The 20,498-nt window shown below is 30.5% G+C and carries 23 protein-coding genes; 21 read left to right on the top strand and 2 right to left on the bottom strand.

The window, feature by feature from the left end:
* Window positions 1-110 precede the first annotated feature (110 nt).
* The gene (locus NOVO_09340; protein ID AIL66177.1) at window positions 111-872 is read left to right on the top strand and encodes an Ankyrin repeat protein; all 762 of its coding nucleotides are present in this window, start codon (window positions 111-113) and stop codon (window positions 870-872) included.
* A 21-nt stretch (window positions 873-893) separates the two neighbouring features.
* On the opposite strand, the gene NOVO_09335 is transcribed toward NOVO_09340, so the two are convergent.
* Window positions 894-1,427 carry a Helix-turn-helix protein gene (locus NOVO_09335; protein ID AIL66176.1) on the bottom strand — a complete coding sequence of 178 codons (534 nt, stop codon included), beginning with the start codon at window positions 1,425-1,427 and terminating at the stop codon, window positions 894-896.
* Window positions 1,428-1,608: 181 nt separating this feature from the next.
* Here NOVO_09335 and NOVO_09330 point away from each other — a divergent pair, with 181 nt between their 5' ends.
* The 8 genes from NOVO_09330 to NOVO_09295 all read left to right on the top strand — a co-directional run bounded on the left by NOVO_09330 (window position 1,609) and on the right by NOVO_09295 (window position 11,465).
* Window positions 1,609-3,198 (top strand): putative O-linked N-acetylglucosamine transferase, SPINDLY family protein, encoded by a 1,590-nt coding sequence (locus NOVO_09330; protein AIL66175.1) that lies wholly within the window; start codon window positions 1,609-1,611, stop codon window positions 3,196-3,198.
* Complete coding sequence (locus NOVO_09325; GenBank protein ID AIL66174.1) at window positions 3,188-4,405, top strand: hypothetical protein; 1,218 nt, start codon at window positions 3,188-3,190, stop codon at window positions 4,403-4,405. The genes NOVO_09330 and NOVO_09325 overlap by 11 nt, the downstream gene beginning before the upstream one ends.
* Window positions 4,406-4,411: 6 nt before the next feature.
* A complete protein-coding gene (locus tag NOVO_09320; protein AIL66173.1) occupies window positions 4,412-5,302 on the top strand; it encodes a putative O-linked N-acetylglucosamine transferase, SPINDLY family protein in 891 nt (296 codons plus the stop codon).
* 85 nt (window positions 5,303-5,387) lie between these two features.
* The gene (locus NOVO_09315) at window positions 5,388-5,738 is read left to right on the top strand and encodes a hypothetical protein (GenBank protein AIL66172.1); all 351 of its coding nucleotides are present in this window, start codon (window positions 5,388-5,390) and stop codon (window positions 5,736-5,738) included.
* Between the two features lie 246 nt (window positions 5,739-5,984).
* Window positions 5,985-6,218: a hypothetical protein gene (locus NOVO_09310; GenBank protein ID AIL66171.1), complete on the top strand. Its 234-nt coding sequence runs from the start codon at window positions 5,985-5,987 to the stop codon at window positions 6,216-6,218.
* Window positions 6,219-6,313: 95 nt separating this feature from the next.
* On the top strand, window positions 6,314-7,819 hold the full coding sequence (locus tag NOVO_09305) for a hypothetical protein (protein AIL66170.1): 1,506 nt from the start codon (window positions 6,314-6,316) through the stop codon (window positions 7,817-7,819).
* Window positions 7,791-10,172: a putative ATPase gene (locus NOVO_09300; GenBank protein AIL66169.1), complete on the top strand. Its 2,382-nt coding sequence runs from the start codon at window positions 7,791-7,793 to the stop codon at window positions 10,170-10,172. Before NOVO_09305 ends, NOVO_09300 begins: the two co-directional genes overlap by 29 nt.
* A 9-nt stretch (window positions 10,173-10,181) precedes the next feature.
* Window positions 10,182-11,465: a tpr repeat-containing protein gene (locus NOVO_09295; GenBank protein ID AIL66168.1), complete on the top strand. Its 1,284-nt coding sequence runs from the start codon at window positions 10,182-10,184 to the stop codon at window positions 11,463-11,465.
* Window positions 11,466-11,476: 11 nt separating this feature from the next.
* Here NOVO_09295 and NOVO_09290 read toward each other — a convergent pair whose 3' ends face one another.
* Window positions 11,477-11,971, bottom strand: a complete 495-nt coding sequence (locus NOVO_09290) for a hypothetical protein (GenBank protein ID AIL66167.1) — start codon at window positions 11,969-11,971, stop codon at window positions 11,477-11,479.
* Window positions 11,972-12,111: 140 nt separating this feature from the next.
* Here NOVO_09290 and NOVO_09285 point away from each other — a divergent pair, with 140 nt between their 5' ends.
* From NOVO_09285 to NOVO_09230, 12 genes are all read left to right on the top strand, one after another.
* Window positions 12,112-12,495 carry a hypothetical protein gene (locus tag NOVO_09285; GenBank protein AIL66166.1) on the top strand — a complete coding sequence of 128 codons (384 nt, stop codon included), beginning with the start codon at window positions 12,112-12,114 and terminating at the stop codon, window positions 12,493-12,495.
* 76 nt (window positions 12,496-12,571) lie between these two features.
* Complete coding sequence (locus NOVO_09280) at window positions 12,572-12,919, top strand: hypothetical protein (GenBank protein AIL66165.1); 348 nt, start codon at window positions 12,572-12,574, stop codon at window positions 12,917-12,919.
* A gap of 1 nt (window position 12,920) precedes the next feature.
* The gene (locus NOVO_09275) at window positions 12,921-13,499 is read left to right on the top strand and encodes a hypothetical protein (protein AIL66164.1); all 579 of its coding nucleotides are present in this window, start codon (window positions 12,921-12,923) and stop codon (window positions 13,497-13,499) included.
* A complete protein-coding gene (locus NOVO_09270; GenBank protein ID AIL66163.1) occupies window positions 13,493-14,098 on the top strand; it encodes a hypothetical protein in 606 nt (201 codons plus the stop codon). Before NOVO_09275 ends, NOVO_09270 begins: the two co-directional genes overlap by 7 nt.
* A 34-nt stretch (window positions 14,099-14,132) precedes the next feature.
* Window positions 14,133-14,477 (top strand): hypothetical protein, encoded by a 345-nt coding sequence (locus NOVO_09265; protein ID AIL66162.1) that lies wholly within the window; start codon window positions 14,133-14,135, stop codon window positions 14,475-14,477.
* Window positions 14,478-14,487: 10 nt separating this feature from the next.
* Window positions 14,488-14,769 (top strand): conjugal transfer pilus assembly protein TraL, encoded by a 282-nt coding sequence (locus tag NOVO_09260; protein ID AIL66161.1) that lies wholly within the window; start codon window positions 14,488-14,490, stop codon window positions 14,767-14,769.
* Window positions 14,760-15,308, top strand: coding sequence for a type IV conjugative transfer system protein TraE (locus tag NOVO_09255; GenBank protein ID AIL66160.1), 549 nt, complete (start codon window positions 14,760-14,762; stop codon window positions 15,306-15,308). Before NOVO_09260 ends, NOVO_09255 begins: the two co-directional genes overlap by 10 nt.
* A complete protein-coding gene (locus NOVO_09250) occupies window positions 15,292-16,011 on the top strand; it encodes a TraK protein (protein AIL66159.1) in 720 nt (239 codons plus the stop codon). Before NOVO_09255 ends, NOVO_09250 begins: the two co-directional genes overlap by 17 nt.
* A 2-nt stretch (window positions 16,012-16,013) precedes the next feature.
* Window positions 16,014-17,243, top strand: coding sequence for a conjugal transfer pilus assembly protein TraB (locus NOVO_09245; protein AIL66158.1), 1,230 nt, complete (start codon window positions 16,014-16,016; stop codon window positions 17,241-17,243).
* Window positions 17,227-17,466 carry a hypothetical protein gene (locus NOVO_09240; protein AIL66157.1) on the top strand — a complete coding sequence of 80 codons (240 nt, stop codon included), beginning with the start codon at window positions 17,227-17,229 and terminating at the stop codon, window positions 17,464-17,466. Before NOVO_09245 ends, NOVO_09240 begins: the two co-directional genes overlap by 17 nt.
* On the top strand, window positions 17,463-20,021 hold the full coding sequence (gene traC_2, locus NOVO_09235; protein AIL66156.1) for a plasmid conjugative transfer protein TraC: 2,559 nt from the start codon (window positions 17,463-17,465) through the stop codon (window positions 20,019-20,021). Before NOVO_09240 ends, traC_2 begins: the two co-directional genes overlap by 4 nt.
* Before the next feature lie 90 nt (window positions 20,022-20,111).
* The gene (locus NOVO_09230; protein ID AIL66155.1) at window positions 20,112-20,498 is read left to right on the top strand and encodes a hypothetical protein; all 387 of its coding nucleotides are present in this window, start codon (window positions 20,112-20,114) and stop codon (window positions 20,496-20,498) included.

Here is a 20,498-nt window from a genome sequence, read left to right as displayed (position 1 = left end):
TTAATTATGTAAATAAACTAAAACGTTAAAAGATGTAACTAATATATTTACATAAATTAACCTTTATTATATGATTCCGATCTAAAACATATAGCTATAGGAAAACAGATATGAAAGAAGTAGATACAAGAGTTAATCCAGAATTAATTAAAAAAGTATTTAGTGCCGTAATGGAATCCACTAATTCGGAGAAGCTTGATAAGTTAGTAGGGTTACTTGATAAAAACAATAATTTTGTAGAAGCATTAAATGGGATTTGTAATGATGATAATATATCCCTTAATATATTACACAATTTAGCTGTAAGTGAGCATTGTAGACATATATTTCCACGATTGATACAGTATTTAGACACTTTTTTGTATAAACAACAAAGTCATGAGGGTAAGACACCTATTATGTCAGCAATTTCTGCAGGTAGATTAGATAATGCTGAAGTATTAGTAGAAGCCCAAAGAAGTGCATTAAAAAAAAAAGGAATGTCTAAAAGTCAAATAGATAAGGAAATAGCTGACACAGTTAATATTCAGGATAATAAAGGGCAGACACCTTTGCATATAGCTGCTCATGCGCATAAACCTGAATATATAACTTTTCTTCTATCAAAAGGAGCAGATCGTGATGTTAGGGACCATGAAGGAGATAATCCAGTTATTAAAGCTGCTAAAGAAATTGATGATAATACGGTTATGATTAGGACTATAGCTAGTTTATTAAGAAATTCTGGAGAACTATATACATATGTACAAAATGACAAAACATTACTAAAAATAATAGAAGATACTTTGAACATTACATGGGGTACATTTCAGGAAAAAGAATTAAAGAAAGCATGTGATAGGAATAAAGGGAAAGGCTGTTCAATAATCTAATTTAAAAATAATTTAAGCTTCTTAAGTGATTGGATAATTATTGTTAGTGCGGTCATCAAATTCTTTAGGGTTATAAGATACCCTACCAATCATCTCATCGATTGAAGCATTAAAATAATCTGCAATTCCACATATTGCTAAGGTACTTAATGTTTTTACACAATCTTCCGATTTAAAGAAATCTGCAAGGAGTTTGTCACTGAATCCTACATTGAGACTTAATCTACTTAACGTAAGGTTATTTTCTATAATTTTATACTTTATGAATGACTTTAAATTATTAATAGCCTGATTAATTTCAAGAGTACCATATTTAAAATTTTTGTTGTAGTAGTGTTTAAAGTCTCTACCAAGTACTTCATCAATTGAACAATTAAACAGAGCTGCAATTTTTAATATTGTTTGAAGCTGTGGAGATGACTTATTACCTGAATTAAGGCTTTTGAGAGTCGGATAGGGTATACTACTTTTTAAAGATAATTCCTTTAAGGATAAATTGTGTTCTAGAAGCTTTCTTTTTATAAAGATTGGAATATTGTTTTTTAGATTTATCATTTGACTGCTATAATTAAATATGTTAGTATCGAGAATTACGACCTGTATTTTTGGTCTATAAAAATAAAAAGATATTTAAAGTATGCTGCGTAGGAATTTTTTACAATATATTTCTACTAAGGGGAGAGTTGTATCAAGATATTGGTAGAGATCTAACTATTTACTAATGATAGGAGGGTATGTGTCTAAAGAAAGAAAATATGCCCAAAAAGCCCAAAATCTTTATAATACAGGGAATTACCTTCTAGCTATTACAGAATACAGTAATGCTCTTGAGTTTGAGCCTAAGAACGCAGATCTTTATAATTGCAGGGGACTTTGTTATTATGAGTTAAAGCAAGAGAAGGAGGCAATAGAAGACTTCTCAAAATCTATAAACTTATGTCCGCTAGAAGAGCGATATTACTATAATAGAGCTTTGTGCGATAAAAGCCACAATAAGTTAGAACTATTTATTAAAGATATAAATACCTGTATAGAACTTAATATACAAAATCCCAAATATCATTACTTAAAAGCATCTACATATTCTGAGCTAAATGAAAATGAATTAGCAATAAAAGCATATGATAATGCAATAATGTTTTCTCCAAAGAATAGAGTTTATTATGAAGAAAGAGGAGACTGTTTTCATAAGCTAAAAGAATATAGCAAAGCTATAGATGACTATAGTAAGGCTATATATCTATCTCCCGAGGACACAGAACTATACTTTAAGAGAGCGCAAAGCTGTGGATTGTTAGAAGGTAAGGTATTTGAGGCAATGGTTGATTATGTTAAAATTATAGAATTACTGCCAAAAGCAATAATATATAACTATAGACGTAAAAAGACATTCAGATCAAAGAAGAAAAATAAAGAAATAATTAATTATTCAGTTGTACGCTTAAATGATGCATTTAGTAAAGAAAGAATAATAAAATACTATATAGCGCGAGGAGCTTTCTTAAGTTGTCTTAAAAGATATGAAGAAGCTTTGGAAGATTTCTCAAAAGTAATAGATATAGATCCCAGGAACGGCAAGGTTTATTTATATAGAGCTATGCTTAACGATTTATCAGTTAAATATCAAGAAGCTATAAAGGATTATACTAAATGTTTAGAATTAAACTATCTTGACTCTCCAGGAGTTTGGTTAGCAGATAGAGCTAGATGTTATGCTAAACTCAATAATTATAAAAAAGCAATAGATGATTATACTAAAGTAATAGAACAAGCAAAATCTAATGGATTAATAAAACATTATCCTAATTATGCGAGCAGAGGTGATTGTTACTATAGGATTTCGGAATATCAGGAAGCCATAGAGGACTTTACAGAAGCAATAGAATGTTTTGCAAGCATAGGTAAGTTTTTCTCGTATGACTTTTATAGACGAGCAAAATGTTATCAAGGTCTAAAGAAGTACGAAGAAGCTATAGAAGACTATAAAAAGGTAATAGAGCTAGGAGATAAAAGAGAAGAAGTCTTTGATGAAATAGGGAAGTGTTATGAAAAGTTAGAGAAATATGAAGAAGCAATAACAAACTATAGGGAAGCAAGTAGCTATTATCCAAATCAGAAGGAATATTACAAAAAATTATCTTGGTTATATAAGAAGAAAGCAGGGGAGGATGATATGAAACAAATAAAAATAGCTAAAATAGAAGAAATAAGCGAACAAGATAAAGCTGAATATGAAAAAGCGATAAAAGCAAAGTTACTTAATATAGCAGATGAATTAGAAGAGTTAAATGATGAATTATATAAGAGGGTTAAAGATGGAAAATAACCAGGAAAATACCAATACAAGAAACATTGACAATAAAGCTGAAGAAGAAAAAGTAAGTAATATAGAAATAGCTTTAAAAGAAAAGCAATTAATATTGGAAAATAGTTTTAAGAAATTAGAAGAAGAACTTCAAATCCATGAAAAGAAAATACAAGAGAAGCTCAAAGTAGATAAAGTTAAAGATATTCAAGAAGGAGATACAAAAGAAGATAAATTAGAGCAAGAAAAAGAAAGTAAAATCGCAGAAGTAAAATCACTGATAGAACAGGCTAGGAGTGCTGCTGTAGCAGGTCACTATGACAGGGCAATGCAACTTTTGAATGATGCCAGTGATATAATCAAAAATAATCCCTTACTTAAAGGGGGTGGGTTAGAGAGTAGTATACAACGAATATCTAGTGAAATAATAGAAGTGCAAAATGGCTATATCTCAGTTAATAATATAGGAAATTTATTAGTAAATGGATTATCAGAAAAAGAAGCAGAAGAATATAGGATGCTACTTAGTAATGATATGCTCAATTATTATAAGAGTAATGAGCATAAAGAAAAGGTTCAAGCTGCACGAAAAGACATAGAAGAAGGAAAAGAACCACCAGCCCCAATGCTCAGAGAATATGTGAATCATACGTTAGAAAAAGACGAAAAAGAAAAGAATCAGTATATAGATAGATTAGCATTAATGGTAGACCATTTAGATAAAAAGGAAAAAACCAAAAGTTTAACGAAAGAAGAGAAAGAAGAAAGAAAGCTATATAAAGAAGAATTAAAAGGAGCAAGATTAGATAGAGCAGTACATATGGGTATAAGAGACTTAGCTCAAAAAGAAACAGGAAGGAGTGATTTACCGTCTCTTAGAACCTTTGTGAATATGCAGCTAGAAACTGAGCAAGGAAAGGCAAAAATACAAGATGTAGTTAAACAAGTAAGAAGAGAAATTAAAGCAAGAGATAATACACTAAATGAAAAAAGAGAAGCTTTAAGTTCATCTTTAACCGTAGATGGTCTTGAAGCACTAGAGGCTATCTCAGAAGAACAAAGTAATTCTAAAAATATTAAAGATAAATTAGAAAGTGGTAAATCTCAGCAAGTGAAAGAAACAAAAGAACAAAAAAGCTCTTCTCAAGAATATCTTAGTCCTCCTGTTACGCCAAAAGTTCCTAATAATCCTCCAGGCAGGAGAGGTCCTAGTAGGTGGAAGGGCTAAGTAAAGATGGTAAGTATGAAAGAGTTAAAAGGTTTATCAGAGGAAGTAAGATCAAAGGAGTATGAAGATACAGCTGATGCACTTTACGAAGCTGGTAACTACTTAGAAGCTATAGAAGAATATAGAAAATCTATAGAGTTAGACCCAAGCTATGCTGAGAATTACTATAAAGTTGGTAAATGTTATTATAAGGTTGCAAACTATAAAGAAGCAATAAGAGAATATACGAGTGCTATAAACTTATGTCCGTTAGAAGAGGAGTATTACTATAGTAGAGCACTGTGTTATCTAGAGATAAAAGAATACAATCTAGTAATAGAGGATATAACTGAAGCAATTGAAGTATCACGTGAAGTTGATGTTAAGTACTATATTATTAAAGCAGAAGCTTATTCTAAATTATATAAATATGAAGAAGCAAAAAGATATTATGATATAGCAATTTATAATGAGTATACAAATGAAGATCATTACGTAAGTAGAGGTGATTACTATCATAAAATAGGTAATCACGAAAAAGCGATAAAAGATTATAGTAAGGCAGTGTACTTAGATTCAAGAGATAGTGAGAATTACTATAAGAGAGCTGTTAGTCATGTGAGTTTAGGTAATTACCTAGAAGCGTTAGAAGATATGAATAAGGCTATCGAGTTACTTCCTAAGGCAGAAGTTCATAAGATACAATTGAAAAGACCACTTAAAAAGAGGAAATCTAGAACACCAAAAACTGTATGTAGAGTTATAGGATTTAACCAAGAAACACAAAAGGATAATACAATAATCCAAATGATTAAAAAGTATTATTCTCATAGATCTGTAATATATAGATATCTAGATAGAAGTGAAGAAGCACTAAAAGACTTAAATAAACTCACAGAATTAGAATCTATTAAATAAGAGAATTTTAGTAACGCTTATATTAATAACAATATTATACTGAAAGCGTTATAAAGTCTAAAATATATAAGAAGTAATATAAAAGATGTTAAGTTTTAGTTTAGTAGAAGAGTACCTATCTTTAGTAAGAACAATTAAAGAATTAGTACAAAACTATAAGAATTCATTACATACGAGTGAAGAAAAAGAAAAAAAGTTATACAAAGTAAGATTATCAGAACTTGCCAAAGAATTACTAAGTGCAAAGTCAAGAGGGATAGATCTAAAGAAGGATTATGGGGCGGGCACACTAATAGAAAAGTATATGACGTGTGTGTACATAATAAATAATAGCCAGAGTTACTTAAAGCATCATATAAGAGATACACACCTAAAACTAACAGAAGAATACATGAACCATATATCAGGAAGGTCGAAGCACTATAGGAGTGGTTAAAAATAAAAAAATGATTCTTAAGATAGCGTTAACCATTTATTAACTACTATTAACTATAAATAACAATATTTAAAGCTTAAAAACCTAAAAACATTAATAAAAATATAAAACAAGCTAAATAAAGTTAAACCACTAAATACAACTATAGGGTTAGTAGATTTTTTAAGTACTCAACCTATGATATGTAATAAACAGAAGGTGATATAAGAAATTATGATTATAAAAAGAAAATATATAGAGCACTATATGTCATGCATATTATGTTTAGGACAATTGATGCATTATATCCAAGCTTATAAAATATTTACAAATAAATCAGCAACTGATGTGTCACTCCTCGCTTATATGATATGTACTATATTACTGCTGCATTGGTTTTGCTATGGTCTCTTAATAAAGAATAGAGTAGTAATAGTAGCAGAAGGATTAGGATTGTTTGGGGCTATACTTGTAGTTGCAGGTGTCTTGATTTATGGGTAGGTATTTACTCTTATTTTTGTTTACTAATTCCAGTTTAATCTGGAAATATCTGTTATTTATTAAAAAGAATAATTTTATATCGTGAGCACGGCATCATGTGGCTTAAAGCTAAACAAATTTTTATAGAGAAAAAACAGGTTTTTAGGAATTTTATAGAAAAAACTCTCCATTATAGGTTAGTCAGAAAATATAAACATTATAGCTTTAAAGAAGCTATTAAAGAATACCAAAAAGCTTTAACTAGCTTTTATACACTCTTATTTTTGTTGATAAGTGTAATCATAGTAATATATGAGGGCCTACATGTATATGAATATAATAGAAGAAATGTCAAACTAATAAAAAATACTTTAGAGCAAGATATAAATTCTATCGATAAACTATTACTGCAATTGGGAAATAAATTTGAAATCAAGAACAAAAAAATAGAGGAATTATTAAAAGCAGAAAATTATAATGGATTATTAAGTAGTAATTTCAATAATATAAGTATTGAAGGAATTTATATAGTATTAGCAGACTATGATTTTGTTTCCTATTCAGAATATGGGAAAATGAAACAAAATCTTTATGTACCAGACGAATTTTATAATTTATTGGGTAAGAAATTTAGAATTCCTAAGTATAAGGTATTAAATAACAAGCTATTTGCAGGTTTATCGATTCCATCCCCAAGTTTAGGTGTATCGTATATAATATTATTAATAGATTTACCATCGTTGGTTCAGTCTATGCAAAGGTATATAAATATAGATAATGAAGTAATTATATTAGATAATAATGGAAATATAAACGCATCTACCTCGCAAAAATCCTTAACTACGTTAAATAATGGGTTGATGTTTTTTTATTCAAAATTGGGCTTTTTATCTTATATTAAAGACAATATATTAGTAATCTTAATAAGGTTATTTCTTTCTTTTATATGTGTATTTAGTATATATTTCATAAATCTTATATTCTTATATAAATTAAAATTTATTAAAGAAAATAAAAACGAAGATCAGGAACATTATATAAGTCTTAAACAGGCTTTTCATAAAATATCATCTTTTTACAATGATATTATAGGGCATATTAATAGCCCTTTTTTAGGGATAAGCAAAGAATATAATCCGAATGTGAGTGAGATGAGTTTGTCAACTATATTACAGGAATGTGAGTCTATAATTTATATGGAATTATATGCTGCTAAGGTAGAACTTAAAATTATGATTAAAGAGCATTTTACGATATCAGGTGATAAAATAATATTTCTAAAGCTTCTATTAATAAATTGTTTGCAGAGATCTTTACGTTATATTCCTAATAAAGGCTATATAAATATAAGTGTGTCACAATATGATTGTAATAAAGTTGAAATCAAAATAATAGATAACGCTTACCATCTCAGTAATAGTAAAGAATTTTGGATTCAAGATTTTAATATGTTTTCTCTTACGGATAATGCTCTTCATAAATTAGCATTATCTGCAGATACATTATTAGTATTTAAAAAACTTGATAACAATCAAGGAAACATAACTATAATCCGTTATGATAACAATATAAGTAATATAGGAAATAGCAATAATGTTATCTTGTTCCCTTCTAAGAATTAACATAATTATACTATTATCTTTAGTATGTACTAATGATTGTATTGCTATTAATGTTGTTCCTATAGTATGGAGAGCTCCCTTTATTAATAAGGATTTTACAGGTAGGAAGGAAGAATTACATAAATTAGAAAAATTATTGCTGGAACATAATATAACTAATATTAATGGTCCTTCAGGCATAGGTAAATCTCAAATTGCAAAACAATACGCACATAAACATAATTCTGTGTACGACATAGTTTGGTGGTTTGATGTGCAAACAAACGTTGTAGATCAATTAAGTGATTTTGCAGGTGAGTTGAATAAAATAGTAGAAATGGAGCATCTTAGGGTAGATGTAGGTGCTTTATCTACTAGTGGAATTATACAATTTATTAAGGATACTCTAAGGACAACAAATAAAAGGTGGTTGATAGTATTTGATGGTGCAGAAAAGTTAGCACAGATTAGTGATTATTTCCCAGAAACGCATATGGGGGATAAAAAGCATATAATTATCACTTCTCTTGATCATTATAGTGATATTACTAATTTTAATATTACTCCATTCAATTTAGAGGAAGCAAAAGAATTTTTTAGTAAAATTACGCATAATCACTCTCAAGAAATCACGGATATAATTGAGTTTTTGGATTGTATGCCCCTAGCTATACAGCAAGCTGCTTCGTATATATTGTATAATCAATTGTCAATAAAAGATTATCTGAACTTGCTACGTGATAATCCTAAAGATCTGTTTAAGCAAAATTCTTATAATACAAATATTAAGTATTTGAATAAAAAAAATAAAACTCTTAATGTGACACTTAATTTATCTATTTCTAGGATAAAAGAACATAATCCTGAGACTGTAAGTATTTTAAAAGCATTATCTTTATTATCTATAAGAGTTCCTAAATATGTACTATATAAAGTACTCAATAATCTTGGTATTGATCAAGTTGATATTTCGAAGAGCATAAAAATTTTGAGAGATTATAACATGATTAATGAAATTAATACTGGAGGAGTAATTTATTATAGCTTACCTAATGTACTTAAAGAATTTATTAGATATAAGTATTTTACTCCAGATAATCTTTCTATTAGCAAATTTCTAAATAGAATTTTTACAACAGAAATGGAATATCTATATAGTGCTATTATGGTTTCGCTCATGGAGTATATAGACCAGAAAAAATGGAATGCACAAATAGATTTCGTAAATGCCAATACTTACTTATTTATACTATCTAATACTGTAGCAAAAAATGCATATAACGATGGTATAAGAACACGTAATTTGTTTAATTTACTTATATGTTTAGTAGAAAATAATAATATGATGTTTCACCATAAGAGCAATTATATTACCTTGCAACAGGACATAGAATTCTTAAAGGATGTGTATAATAAGATTTATACTACAAAAGAAATGAAAAAAAAGTTTTTTCTATCAGCGATATATGGTGACTATATTTTTACGGACAAATATAATACAGATTATTATAAAGAACACTTATTATCAGTATTGAAGAATGTAGAAAAGAACTCAAGAGATATTGATGTTTTGGTAGAAGCATATTTAGTAGTTGCACAATTTTATTTATTTGAAGGTTCTTTAGGTAATAGTAAAAAGTATTTAGATAAGGCTAAATTGTTGCAACATCATGTAAATGGTGTGTCAATTAAGACTTTATTTTGGTATATATCTACATGGCTTTCTATGGAAAGGGGTAAATATGACGAAGCATCAAAAAATGCAGAAGAATTCTTAAAAATTGCACAACCACTTGGGGATTATCCTATTGATTTTTATGCAATCAACCATTTTGCACGTATACATTTTATTTTAGGTAATTATACGGAGGCATGTATATGGTCTAAACATGGTTATAACCTTGCAATTAATTATTATAAATCTAAATCGGCAAATGTTATAGCTGAATTATTAATTACAATAGGACGTTGTTATAAACAGAATGGGCAGTTAAGTGAGGCAGAAAAATACGTTAATAATGCTATCAAAATGTTTAACAACTTTTTTGGTGGAGAACAAGTGGATTTTAGTCAAGCTTCGGCACATCTATTGTTAGGGGAAATATTAGAGGAAGAGGGTAAAGACATTTTGGCATATAAAGAATACAAGTTTGCAGAGTCTATATACCATAAAATATATAAAGAAAATATTTCAGAAATATATGAAATAAGCACTATTTATGCTAATCTTGTAGTATTAGGCAGTAAATTGAAAGATAGCGGTATGACTAAACGATATTATCTAAAGTTAGTAAATAAATATGGTATAGATAACAGTAATGTACAGAGGGTTATAGATTTTTATAACTCTCAAAGTTTCAAATTACCATTGTGATGGTACATTATGATTTTAAAGTATAATAATACAGACTATTTAAATGACATTGATAGCGGTAATCTGCCACAGCATATAGGACATGATATAAAGTTCATTCTAAACAAAAATAAAATGTCTAACAGCTTAAAAGAAAGAGAAATTTTAAAGACGCTAGTTAAGGAATTAGACCAGGACTGGGGGATAAATGTTGATAATATTAACCAATATCCAGACTTGGTTGATGTTACTACAACAATAACATTTGATTTATATGCACAAGGATTACGTACTCCACTCATATTAAAGTCTTTAATTGTGTTAATGGAGAATAATAATATTATATTTCATAAATACAGTAACTATAAACTTTATCAAAAGACTTTCGAATATGCATTTGAGATGATTAATAAAAATAATACTAAAATATCTGCTTTACTAAAAGCAAGATTCCTTTCTGCGGGTGTTTATTCGGATTATATTTTCCAAGATAATGCTATTTTGGAGTTGTATAAAGAAAAGTTACTATCGAGCTTAGAATTTTTATGTAAAGGGTATAAATATAAAAATTATGTATTCCTCACCTATATTAATATATCTCAGTTTTATTTATTTCAAGGAGTTATAGAAGAAGTAGAGTCATACTTACAAAAAGCTTATACAGTACTCAATGAAATGAATATACCTAACTATGTTGCATTGTGTTTGTATCATTTGGCATGGTTATATATTGAAAAGGGTAAGTATAAGTATGCTTCTATATTTCTTGAAAAGACTTTTATAAATTCAGATCAGAGTAACCTTTCCTTAGGTATAAGGCTACATCTTAAAAATATAGCTGCTTCTAATTATGCTAGGTTGAATGAATATGAAAAATCTTTTGAGTTAGCAGAGCAGTGCTATGAGGAAGCAAGAATATTTTACAATACAATGGAACAAGATGTTATTGCTGAAGTACAGTTAACTATGGCCAGATGTTATGTGTATAAGCAGAATTTTAATGAAGCAGAATGTTTAATAAATAATTCTATCAAAGTATTAGAAAGCATATTTGGTGGAAAATATGTAGATCCTAGTCAAGCTTGTGCACACGTACAACTAGGGGATGTTTACGAGCAAACTAATAGGCTACAACAAGCATTGAAAGAACTTATGGAAGTTAAAGAATACTATCTTAATTTGTATAAAGATAAAATATATAATATGTTTGAAGTAAAAAAGTTATATATCAAAATTTCAAATATTTTAGAACGTATGGGAGAATTAAACTTATATAAAAATTATATTCATATCATCCAAAAGTTTAATATATAAATTTGAATATGTTAGAAAATTCTATTTAATAGTTTTTCCAATATAAACTCTAAAAAAAATTTGTCAGATTTATTACTATTTTTTTTGATAGAGAAAGCATATAGTTCTTTTAATATCAGTGTGAAATCATCATAATTCAGGTCGATAGCACGTTTATCTGCTTCACTGAAAATTGCTTCAGTACAATCTTTGTATAATTTTTTGTTAAGTATCAATCCTGTTTTAAGTTTAGTATTATTGGGTGTAAAACTAGGATCTACCAGGTCTGAAATAGAGCAATGAAATACTTCAGATAAAGCGCTAATTGTTTTAAGAGTAGGATTAAAACGCTCTGAATTTATTAATTTCCATAGCGAATTTTTAGGGATACCACTTTTATTTTCTACTTCTTTATATGACAGTCTTAATTCAGCCATTTTTTCTTTAATTTTTTCTTTTGTAAAGTTATGCATGTATATAATTCTTTTTATAATTAATCTTTGGCTACAGTTATAAGGATAAATCAATATTTGTAAAATCTCAATAACAACAAAATATAATATATGTAGATTATATTCGGAAGTATAACGAATATAGTTGACAAAAAAAGAATATATTCATACAGTAGACTCAGAATTATTAAACAGCACTAACAAAAGAGAGGTTTATGTATACATCTCAAAGTAAATGCCATTCTGACTGTGCAAAAGAATCAAAGATCAGTGAAGAAGAGTTTAGGTTGTGGGTAGATATGCAGGCATCTAAGATACGCGGCTTAGTAAAATTATTAAATCTTACTTTGGGCAGGTATGATCAGATAGAACAAGAAATAGAGGATAGTGTTCTAGAGTTAACAGGCAATTATGATATTTTTAAACGTAAATTTACGGAGCTTACTAAAGGGTATTATGAAGATTCTTTAGGAAAAGAATGTAGATACATCTCATTATTACTTACCAAATTAAATTTGGCATTAAAAGGATTAGAAAATAAATTTACTGTAATAATAGCAGGTCAATTATCAGCTACAGAAGCAAGAGTGAGTAGGTAATGCTAAAAATGTGTAGTTATTGAGCAGTTGGGAGCATTAGACTTAGTTTATAAACTTCAAAGAATAATAGGTAAATATGAAGGTATACAGTAATATAACAAACGAACAAGGGATCTGGTTTTATCCAAGTCTCGCTAATAAGATAGGAGATAATGAGTCTCTAGTTTTGATGCTTATACATGAGTATTTTTCATCTGAGAACAGATTAGAGGATCTAGAAGAATTATGTGTAAGCTACCTACCAAGTTTAACATCTATATCTATTAAGAAAGCAATAGGAAAGCTAATAAAGATTGGTTTACTGGTTAGATATAGGGATTCAGCAAAAGAGATAGAACAAGAGAATAAAAAATGTCTAGTGATTAACTATGATCTTTTAAAAGAGATAATATTACCAAACAAGTTAAATTATGGGAGATGGTAAGATGTCAGCATGTTTAACTAATGAGAGTTCAATAATATTTTTACCGAACTTAGCTAAGGTTATCGGTACAAATGAATCTCTGATTTTAAGCCTAATACATTACTGGATTAATCCCAAGTATAATCAAAACTTTAAAAGCGATAGGTACTGGGTCTATAATTCTTATGAGCAATGGCAGAAGAAATTACCTAATTTATCTCTAATTACCATTAGACGTGCAATTAATAAGCTTGAAAAGATGGGTGTGTTGGTTAGTGATAAGTTGTCTAACAATCCTTATCTTAAGGTTAAGTGGTATAGTATCGATTATGATGCTTTATATAAGCTTATACCTAGTGAACTAGTCCCACATAAATCAGCTATGTCTTCTAATATTAGAGTTGATAAAAATGATCACCATAATCCTGAGTTAGGAAAAAAATTTACCTGTGATCAAAATGAGCAGGGGGGTGATCAAATTGATCAGATCATATGTAATGCTACAAATACTACCACAAATAATAAGAACTCTCTCTTAGTAACTAAGGCTAAAGAAGTTATTAAATCTGAAGTTCAGGATTTAGAGAGAGAGAGATGTTAAATCTCTGGAATGAAGTGTTAGGTAAAGATCTAAAACCACTTACGGTAAGTAGCTATGCCTATTCTATGCTTAAATCCCCATTAAGGTTCTTTAGCAAAGATTTAGAGCTGTGGAAAGATTACCTAATTAAGATAGCTTCAAGTAAGTTTTTGATGGGAGGAGGGATCAATGGTTGGAAAGTGTCATTTGAGTGGGCAGTAAGAGAGCAAACTATCCGGCGTGTACTAGGTGGATATTATACCCTTGGGGATAGGGATAAACCACACTTAAAAGAAGAATCAGCATCAATGGAACATGACCGTGAAGAAAATATCTCTAATCCTATATGGAAGCAAGTATGTGAGAGATTAAAGATCTCACTTGGTAAGGATGTACATAAATCTTGGACTGGAAAATTAGAATATATAGAGGGTGAAGCTAATGAGGATGGTGCTAAATTAATAAGACTTAATGCTCCAAGTAGGTTTATAGCAACTACTATAAAGGATAAATATATGGGTCAGGTAAGGGAGGTTTTTGCTGAGATGGGTATTAATAATACGAGGTTAGAAATTGAGTATTCACCTAAGGAATTAATAAGAGATCAATATGTTCATTAAACTAGTTTTTAAACTTTAACAAAGAAGGAGAAGTATGATTAAGTTATTTAATAAGAAGATGTGGAGTGCTCAAATGGATAGATTGTCAATAAATTCAGCTAATAAAAAAGTACTAATGCTTGGAGTGATTGTGCTAACTACGTTGTGCTTTTTTCCTGACTTAGTATTAGCAGATAATAATGTTGATGGATTTAAAGTAGCATTAGATAGGGCTGAAGGTTGGATTAGCGGGACGGCTGGAAAGCTAATTACATTTATCTCTATATTAATAGCAGGCATTATGGGTGTTGCGGGTTTTCCTGCTAAGCATGTGGCTGGTGCAATAGGGGTAGGGTTACTACTATCATCTGCAAAGAGCCTTGTAGATATGATTTTTTAAGTAGGTTTATATGAACTACCGCATACCTAAAACATTAGATAACCCGGTTAGGTGCTTAGGCATACCAATTGATGCTTTAATAGTCTTTATGGGTATTTGGGGAGGGTTTGTAGTATTTGATAAAGGTCTATTTGGGATACCGGTGGGTATAGTTGTATCGATGTTATTTGGTAAGTTTCGGAGTAGATCAATAGTTAGAAGATTTATTAGATTCTTATATTGGTACTTACCAAGTGAGATGAACTTTATAAAGGGGGTTCAAGGGCACCAAAGGAAGCTAATATGCAAGTAATTAATAGAAAGCTCAGATTACAGCGCAATGTACTTGTATGTATTTTAGGAGTAATGATCATAAGCAATAGCTTGCTTAGTTTACGTATATATTCACAAGACACTGTAACACGTCTTGTGCCTACTATAGATCTGGAACAAATAATAGGTAGTAAGTTTGTAAATGATGCGGCTTTAAAAGCAAGGGGTGATGAGATTATAGGATTAATATTTTCCATGCGAAAGGATAATGCAGAGTTAATCGCAAACCAAGTATTAAAGCAGGTAGATAGTAGTGGATATGATGACTTTAAGCATAATATAGAGGAGCTTGTAGAAGATATTAGGACTCGTAATTACAGATATATATTTGCGAGTAGCCAAGGATATGAGTTTGATAATCATGAGCCAAGTGTCAAAGTTAAGGGTTATCTGGAAGGCTATATTGGAGGGAAATGTGTATCTAATAGCTACAAGGAGTATCTAATATCATTTTATAATAGGGGCGGGGTATTAACTCTAAAGAGTTTTAGTGAGGTTAAAGATGCTAAGGCAATTTAAAATACTCTTAATATTATTAGTACTGATTAGTATTTCTAAAGTGAATGCCACAAGTAGTTATGAAGATCAGCATTTTATTAAGCATGACAATGATAAGATTGTAGCTTTTATCTCTAAGGGAGAGATTAACCGTATTAAGTTTGAAGAGGATGTTGCTGCTATAAATGTAGTAAGTGGAGAGTTAGAGTATAATATAATAGGCAAAGACATATATATTCGTCCATTAGTTAGTAAGCCAATCAATTTCTTTATAACACTAACAAATGATGTGAGTTATAAGTTTTTAGTAAGTTCAGAGAACGTGCCATCTGCACAAATATTTATCCATAAGAATAGTGACTCATTGCTTAACGTGAAAGATAGTGCGCTTAGTTATGGTGATGGGGTAACAGAGGCACTTAAGTCAAGAATATCTAAAATAATTGAAGTGGCCCTAAGACCTAGTAGATATTTAGGTTATGAGATTAGAAATCACAGCAAGAGGATATGTCTACATAATAGAGATTTAAAATCTAGGTTAGTTAGTACATTATCAGGGGATAAGCTTTATTTGGAAAAAATAATTGTCAAAAATGTTGGTCGGAAAGAGCAAGTACTAAATCTAAGTGATTTAATGGATTCTAGGCAACTTGCTAGTTATGTAAGTAAGGAAAGATTAATGCCTGGAGAGTTGGGGATATTAATAAGGATATATGGGGAGTAAATATGGATAAAGATTATTTAAAAGCTTTACCTTTTAAGATCCTAGATAAAATAAAAAGCAGTTTTAAGAATCTGTTTGTAGCAGATAATTCCATTGAGCCTAAGGAAACCAGAAGAAAGCAAGTTCGAGTAGGATTATTGATAGGAGTAATTTTTATAGCAGTATGTGTATTTATTGTAGAAACAGGTAATAAAGGTGAAAAAAAGTCATTAGTTAAAAATGTAAAAGAAAAGGAAGTAAATAATTCAGGAATAAGTAACTTAGCTAAGGGTATATCGCATGAAGCTCATTGGTCAGAAGTACAGGGAAAAGAGGTAGAGGAATTAAAGAATAAGCAAATAGAGTCGGAATTACTACTTAAAGAATTTAAGGAGAAGATGCTCATTGATAAAGTAAGTAGAGAAGAGATTGCGGATGCAATGTTAAAAATGAAAGCTGAACTTGAAGAATCATATAACAGACGTCTTGAAGAGGAGCTTGGTAAAAAAACGGTGGCAAATCAGTTACCTGTTATAGAGAGGCGTATAGAAAGTAAGAAGTCAGGTATAAAGAAGCGTGTTCGTAAAATAGGAGATTATATTCCAGCTAATAGTTATGTGCAGGCTAAGATGATATCGGGAGTTGATGCTGGAGTTGGAATAACTGCGGAGTCTGATCCTAGGCAGGCGTTACTTAGAATAACTGGAGAAGCAATATCTGCAGGGCTTGGTCAAGAATATCTAAAAACTAAGAGGTTAATTGGCTGCTTATTATCAGTGAAAGCAGTTGGAGATATATCGAGTGAGAAGGCCTATTTAGATGGGGTAATCTTAACATGCGCAGTTGATAAAAATACTGCAATAGAGGTTCCAGTAAAAGCATATATAACATCAAGAGGTAAATCTGGCGTACGAGGAGAGATAGTATCTAGGGAGGGAGATATGGTACTTAAGAGCTTTTTATCAGGTATTACCTCAGGCTTTGGAAGTAGCATAGCACAGATGAGTCAGCCTCAGGTGGCAATAACAGGGGGTGGGTTAGTTACTACAGGAAAGCAGCAAACAAGAAATATAGTTGGCAGTGGTCTAGGGTCTGGAGCAAATTCAGCTGGTGATACCTTATCACAATATTTCATCAAGCGAGCTGAGCAGTATCAGCCAGTAATATCAGTAAATGAGGGTACAGAAGTATATGTAGTATTTCAAGAGGGGTTTAGTTTAAAGTTAGAGGATCAAGATGATAAGACTAGCTAGTATTTTATTCTTTATATTATTTTTAAGTAATTGCTCATCGTATAGAAGTAGTTGGGATTGTCCAAAAGCTAAGGGGATAGGATGCAGCTCACTAGAATATGCGGATAACATTGCAAGAGAACAAATTCTACTTAATTCAGGTGTAAAGCAGAAGAAAAAAATATTAATCAATCAAGATCCTTATGGGGAATCTACTTTTGAAGAAGTAGAGGTTTTAAGATGAGAGAAAGCTTAGAAGACTACATTAATGAATTAAAAGAGGATTTTTCTCAAATTTATCAAGAGTTTAAAGGTAAAACAAATTCTAATAAGGTTCATAAAGCATCTAATTTTGATAAGGAAGTAAGTCTTTTAGAGTTTTTACCATATAGAAGTTTTAATCCAAAATATGGATTATTTGAGAATAAGACAAGTTTAGGATTTGTAATGGGTTTAAGTCATTTTTCAGGAATTGATTTAAGGACGAAGAATGCGTTAAGAAGCCTAATTAATAATGAGATACCTGCTTCTTGTACCGTACAAGTTATTAACTATTCATCACCAAGGATTGGAGGATTACTTGATTATTGGTATGCTCATGGAGGGGGAGATAAAATATATAAGAAGATTACTGAAAAGCGACGTGATTTTTTTAGAGAAGGTAACTGGAAAAGTATACTCGGCAATAAGAAGAACTTATTAGTTAGAGATTATGAGCTATATATGTGTTTTTCTCTAGGCAATTCGATAACTGAGTCAGGTAGGGATGAGAATCTATATAAATTAAAAGACTTACAAGAGAGGTTATCAGAAGGCTTTAAAGCTTTAAAGGTAAGTTCTGAGCTATTAAACGAGGTAAAATTGGCTAACTTTGTGCAAGAGTTATTAGTACCTTCGTTTGATAGCTACAAAGAGAGTAACAAAGAAACTTTAGCTGATATTCGGGATTATTTTAAGAGTGATTTAAAGATTCAGATGAATAAGGAAAGTATCAGGTTTGGGCTATTATATTATAGTGTATTTGAGGTAGTAGAATTTCCAGAATATTGGGATTTAGGAAACAGTATTAATTATATAGGAGACTTTGAGACAGGAAGTTCAATACCTTGTCCTTTTTATATTAGTTACGGTTTTAACTTAAAAACCAGAGGTGAGTCAGAGAGGATAGCAGATAAATATAGAATGATTAAGACTCAAGCTGCTGATTCTAAACTCCCAATGTTTTTTCCGAGAATGATGGAAGAGAGAAATGACTGGCATTATGTATCTGAGAGAATAAACCAAGGGGAGAGACTTGGTAAAGCATTAATGAATATAGTTTTAATTGCAAGTAATGAGGATCAATTAATGCGCTGTGAGGCAGTGCTTAAGGATCATTTTGCTAAATTAAAGTTTAAAATAGAAAAAATAAATAACGATACCTTAAATAGTTTTCTACATACGCTTCCATTTAACATAGGTGAGAACTGGCAAATCATAGATCAGCTAAAAATACCCTCTAAGATGCTATCAGGTGACATTATGAATTTAATGCCGGTATTTGGAGATGCGCAGAACTATGCAGATCCATTATTACTATTTGTGGGAAGGCTTGGTCAAATATTTTTCTTTGATAATTTTAGAACACTGGGTGATGCCAATGGTAACTTTAATATGGTGATACCAGGTGCATCTGGGAGTGGTAAGTCAGTATGGCTAGAGGAATATACAACCTCAATACTTAGAGTAGGTGGTCAAGTAATTATAATTGATGATGGGAGAAGTTTTAAGAATGTTTGTGAGTTACTAGATGGTGATTTTGTAGATTTTGGAGGAGGGGAGTTTTGTATTAATCCATTTTCATTATATAGAGATCAAAGCTCTCGAGAAGATAGCAAGGAATATAAGGAATATTTCGAGGAGCCTTTTATAGATTTAATAGTATCGATGTTATGCATAATATTAAATATTGATAAAAATAATAATATAGATCCAGAAGTGGGTTTATATAGAGCGATAGTTGGCAATGCAGTAGAAGAAGTAATAAGAAAGAAAGGTAATAGCGGAGGATTTAGTGATATTAGGGAAGAGTTACTAAGTAATCAGAATATCAGAACAACTCATACAGAAGAGATAATCAATAAAATAGAATATATACTTAGAAAGTACAGTAACAACGGTAGATACGCTAGATATTTTAATGGTCCAGCTACAATAGATATAGTGAATAAGCTTACAGTATTTGAGCTTTCAGATTTACAACATAATTTAGTCTTACAAAATAGCACATTAATGTTAGTGACCTTCTTAGTATATGCGAAGACGCAGAGCAGAAGACAAAGGACGGTATTAATCATAGATGAATTTTGGCGTCTTGGCGTACATCCTGCATTAAAGGGTCCAATTGAAGGTTTTGCGCGTCGGGGTAGGAAATATAATTTAAGTCTATGTTGTGCGACACAATCAATATCAGATTTTAGTAAAGAGAGTAGTGAAGCGGGATCAGCAGCATTAGCACAATCTGATTGGAGGATCATATTATCAGTAGATGGTAAAGATAAAGAAATGCTGAAATCAGAGTTAGGGATGGGGGATGCGGAGATAGAGATAGCGAAGAACTTATCTGGACTAAAGGGGTCATATTCAGAGTTTATGATAAGGCATAAGAATAACAGCTGGGTTATTGGTAGACTAATACTTGATCCATTTTCAGCTAAGTTATATTCGACTAAAGCAGAGGATGTGGCAAGAATCATGGAGATGAGGAAATCTGGGATACAAGTTGAAGAAGCTATAGAGAGGTTACTTGAAGAAAATTAAGAAAAGAGGGGTCTCCGCTCATGCATGGCGCGAGGGCAGAGCCCTTAGTAAAAAGAACAGTTTAACTTAACTTTCGAATGAGAAGAATCTATGAATACTAGAAAATTAATGATGATTGGGCTTTTAAGTACAGCTACAGCTTGTTCTATGGAAAGATTTCCCAGTGAACTTAAACAAATGGGTATGTCTAAAGAACGCAAGGCATTTAATGAAATGGTAGTCAAAGCTGTTAGTGCTTATCCGGAGTTTCGCTTTTCAGATAAGGACTTAATAATGTACATGCATATGGCAAAAAAACAATCTCTTGAAGACCCAACTAAGGCAAACATCGAATGGTACATGCATTTAAATGAACTAGTAAGCAAATTGGAAGTCAACCAAACAAATATTAACCATTACAGAAGATTTCGGAAGATGTACAAGACAGACGAGCTAGAGGAGCAGTACTATAGAAACAAAAAGCTTAACAAAGAATAA

The organism is Rickettsiales bacterium Ac37b (genome assembly GCA_000746585.2).
Classification (GTDB): Bacteria; Pseudomonadota; Alphaproteobacteria; order Rickettsiales; family Arcanibacteraceae; genus Ac37b.
This window is presented reverse-complemented; position numbering and strand designations above follow the sequence as displayed.

Excerpts from the sequence above, each read along its gene's own strand:
- NOVO_09255 (AIL66160.1), top strand. The coding sequence starts at position 14,760 with ATGCAAGTAATTAATAGAAAGCTCAGATTACAGCGCAATGTACTTGTA.
- NOVO_09240 (AIL66157.1), top strand. The coding sequence starts at position 17,227 with ATGATAAGACTAGCTAGTATTTTATTCTTTATATTATTTTTAAGTAAT.
- NOVO_09230 (AIL66155.1), top strand. The coding sequence starts at position 20,112 with ATGAATACTAGAAAATTAATGATGATTGGGCTTTTAAGTACAGCTACA.
- NOVO_09245 (AIL66158.1), top strand. The coding sequence starts at position 16,014 with ATGGATAAAGATTATTTAAAAGCTTTACCTTTTAAGATCCTAGATAAA.
- NOVO_09335 (AIL66176.1), bottom strand. The coding sequence starts at position 1,427 with ATGATAAATCTAAAAAACAATATTCCAATCTTTATAAAAAGAAAGCTT.
- NOVO_09340 (AIL66177.1), top strand. The coding sequence starts at position 111 with ATGAAAGAAGTAGATACAAGAGTTAATCCAGAATTAATTAAAAAAGTA.
- NOVO_09250 (AIL66159.1), top strand. The coding sequence starts at position 15,292 with ATGCTAAGGCAATTTAAAATACTCTTAATATTATTAGTACTGATTAGT.
- NOVO_09275 (AIL66164.1), top strand. The coding sequence starts at position 12,921 with ATGTCAGCATGTTTAACTAATGAGAGTTCAATAATATTTTTACCGAAC.
- NOVO_09305 (AIL66170.1), top strand. The coding sequence starts at position 6,314 with ATGTGGCTTAAAGCTAAACAAATTTTTATAGAGAAAAAACAGGTTTTT.
- NOVO_09325 (AIL66174.1), top strand. The coding sequence starts at position 3,188 with ATGGAAAATAACCAGGAAAATACCAATACAAGAAACATTGACAATAAA.
- traC_2 (AIL66156.1), top strand. The coding sequence starts at position 17,463 with ATGAGAGAAAGCTTAGAAGACTACATTAATGAATTAAAAGAGGATTTT.
- NOVO_09285 (AIL66166.1), top strand. The coding sequence starts at position 12,112 with ATGTATACATCTCAAAGTAAATGCCATTCTGACTGTGCAAAAGAATCA.
- NOVO_09300 (AIL66169.1), top strand. The coding sequence starts at position 7,791 with ATGTTATCTTGTTCCCTTCTAAGAATTAACATAATTATACTATTATCT.
- NOVO_09280 (AIL66165.1), top strand. The coding sequence starts at position 12,572 with ATGAAGGTATACAGTAATATAACAAACGAACAAGGGATCTGGTTTTAT.
- NOVO_09315 (AIL66172.1), top strand. The coding sequence starts at position 5,388 with ATGTTAAGTTTTAGTTTAGTAGAAGAGTACCTATCTTTAGTAAGAACA.
- NOVO_09310 (AIL66171.1), top strand. The coding sequence starts at position 5,985 with ATGTCATGCATATTATGTTTAGGACAATTGATGCATTATATCCAAGCT.
- NOVO_09265 (AIL66162.1), top strand. The coding sequence starts at position 14,133 with ATGATTAAGTTATTTAATAAGAAGATGTGGAGTGCTCAAATGGATAGA.
- NOVO_09260 (AIL66161.1), top strand. The coding sequence starts at position 14,488 with ATGAACTACCGCATACCTAAAACATTAGATAACCCGGTTAGGTGCTTA.
- NOVO_09320 (AIL66173.1), top strand. The coding sequence starts at position 4,412 with ATGGTAAGTATGAAAGAGTTAAAAGGTTTATCAGAGGAAGTAAGATCA.
- NOVO_09270 (AIL66163.1), top strand. The coding sequence starts at position 13,493 with ATGTTAAATCTCTGGAATGAAGTGTTAGGTAAAGATCTAAAACCACTT.
- NOVO_09295 (AIL66168.1), top strand. The coding sequence starts at position 10,182 with ATGATTTTAAAGTATAATAATACAGACTATTTAAATGACATTGATAGC.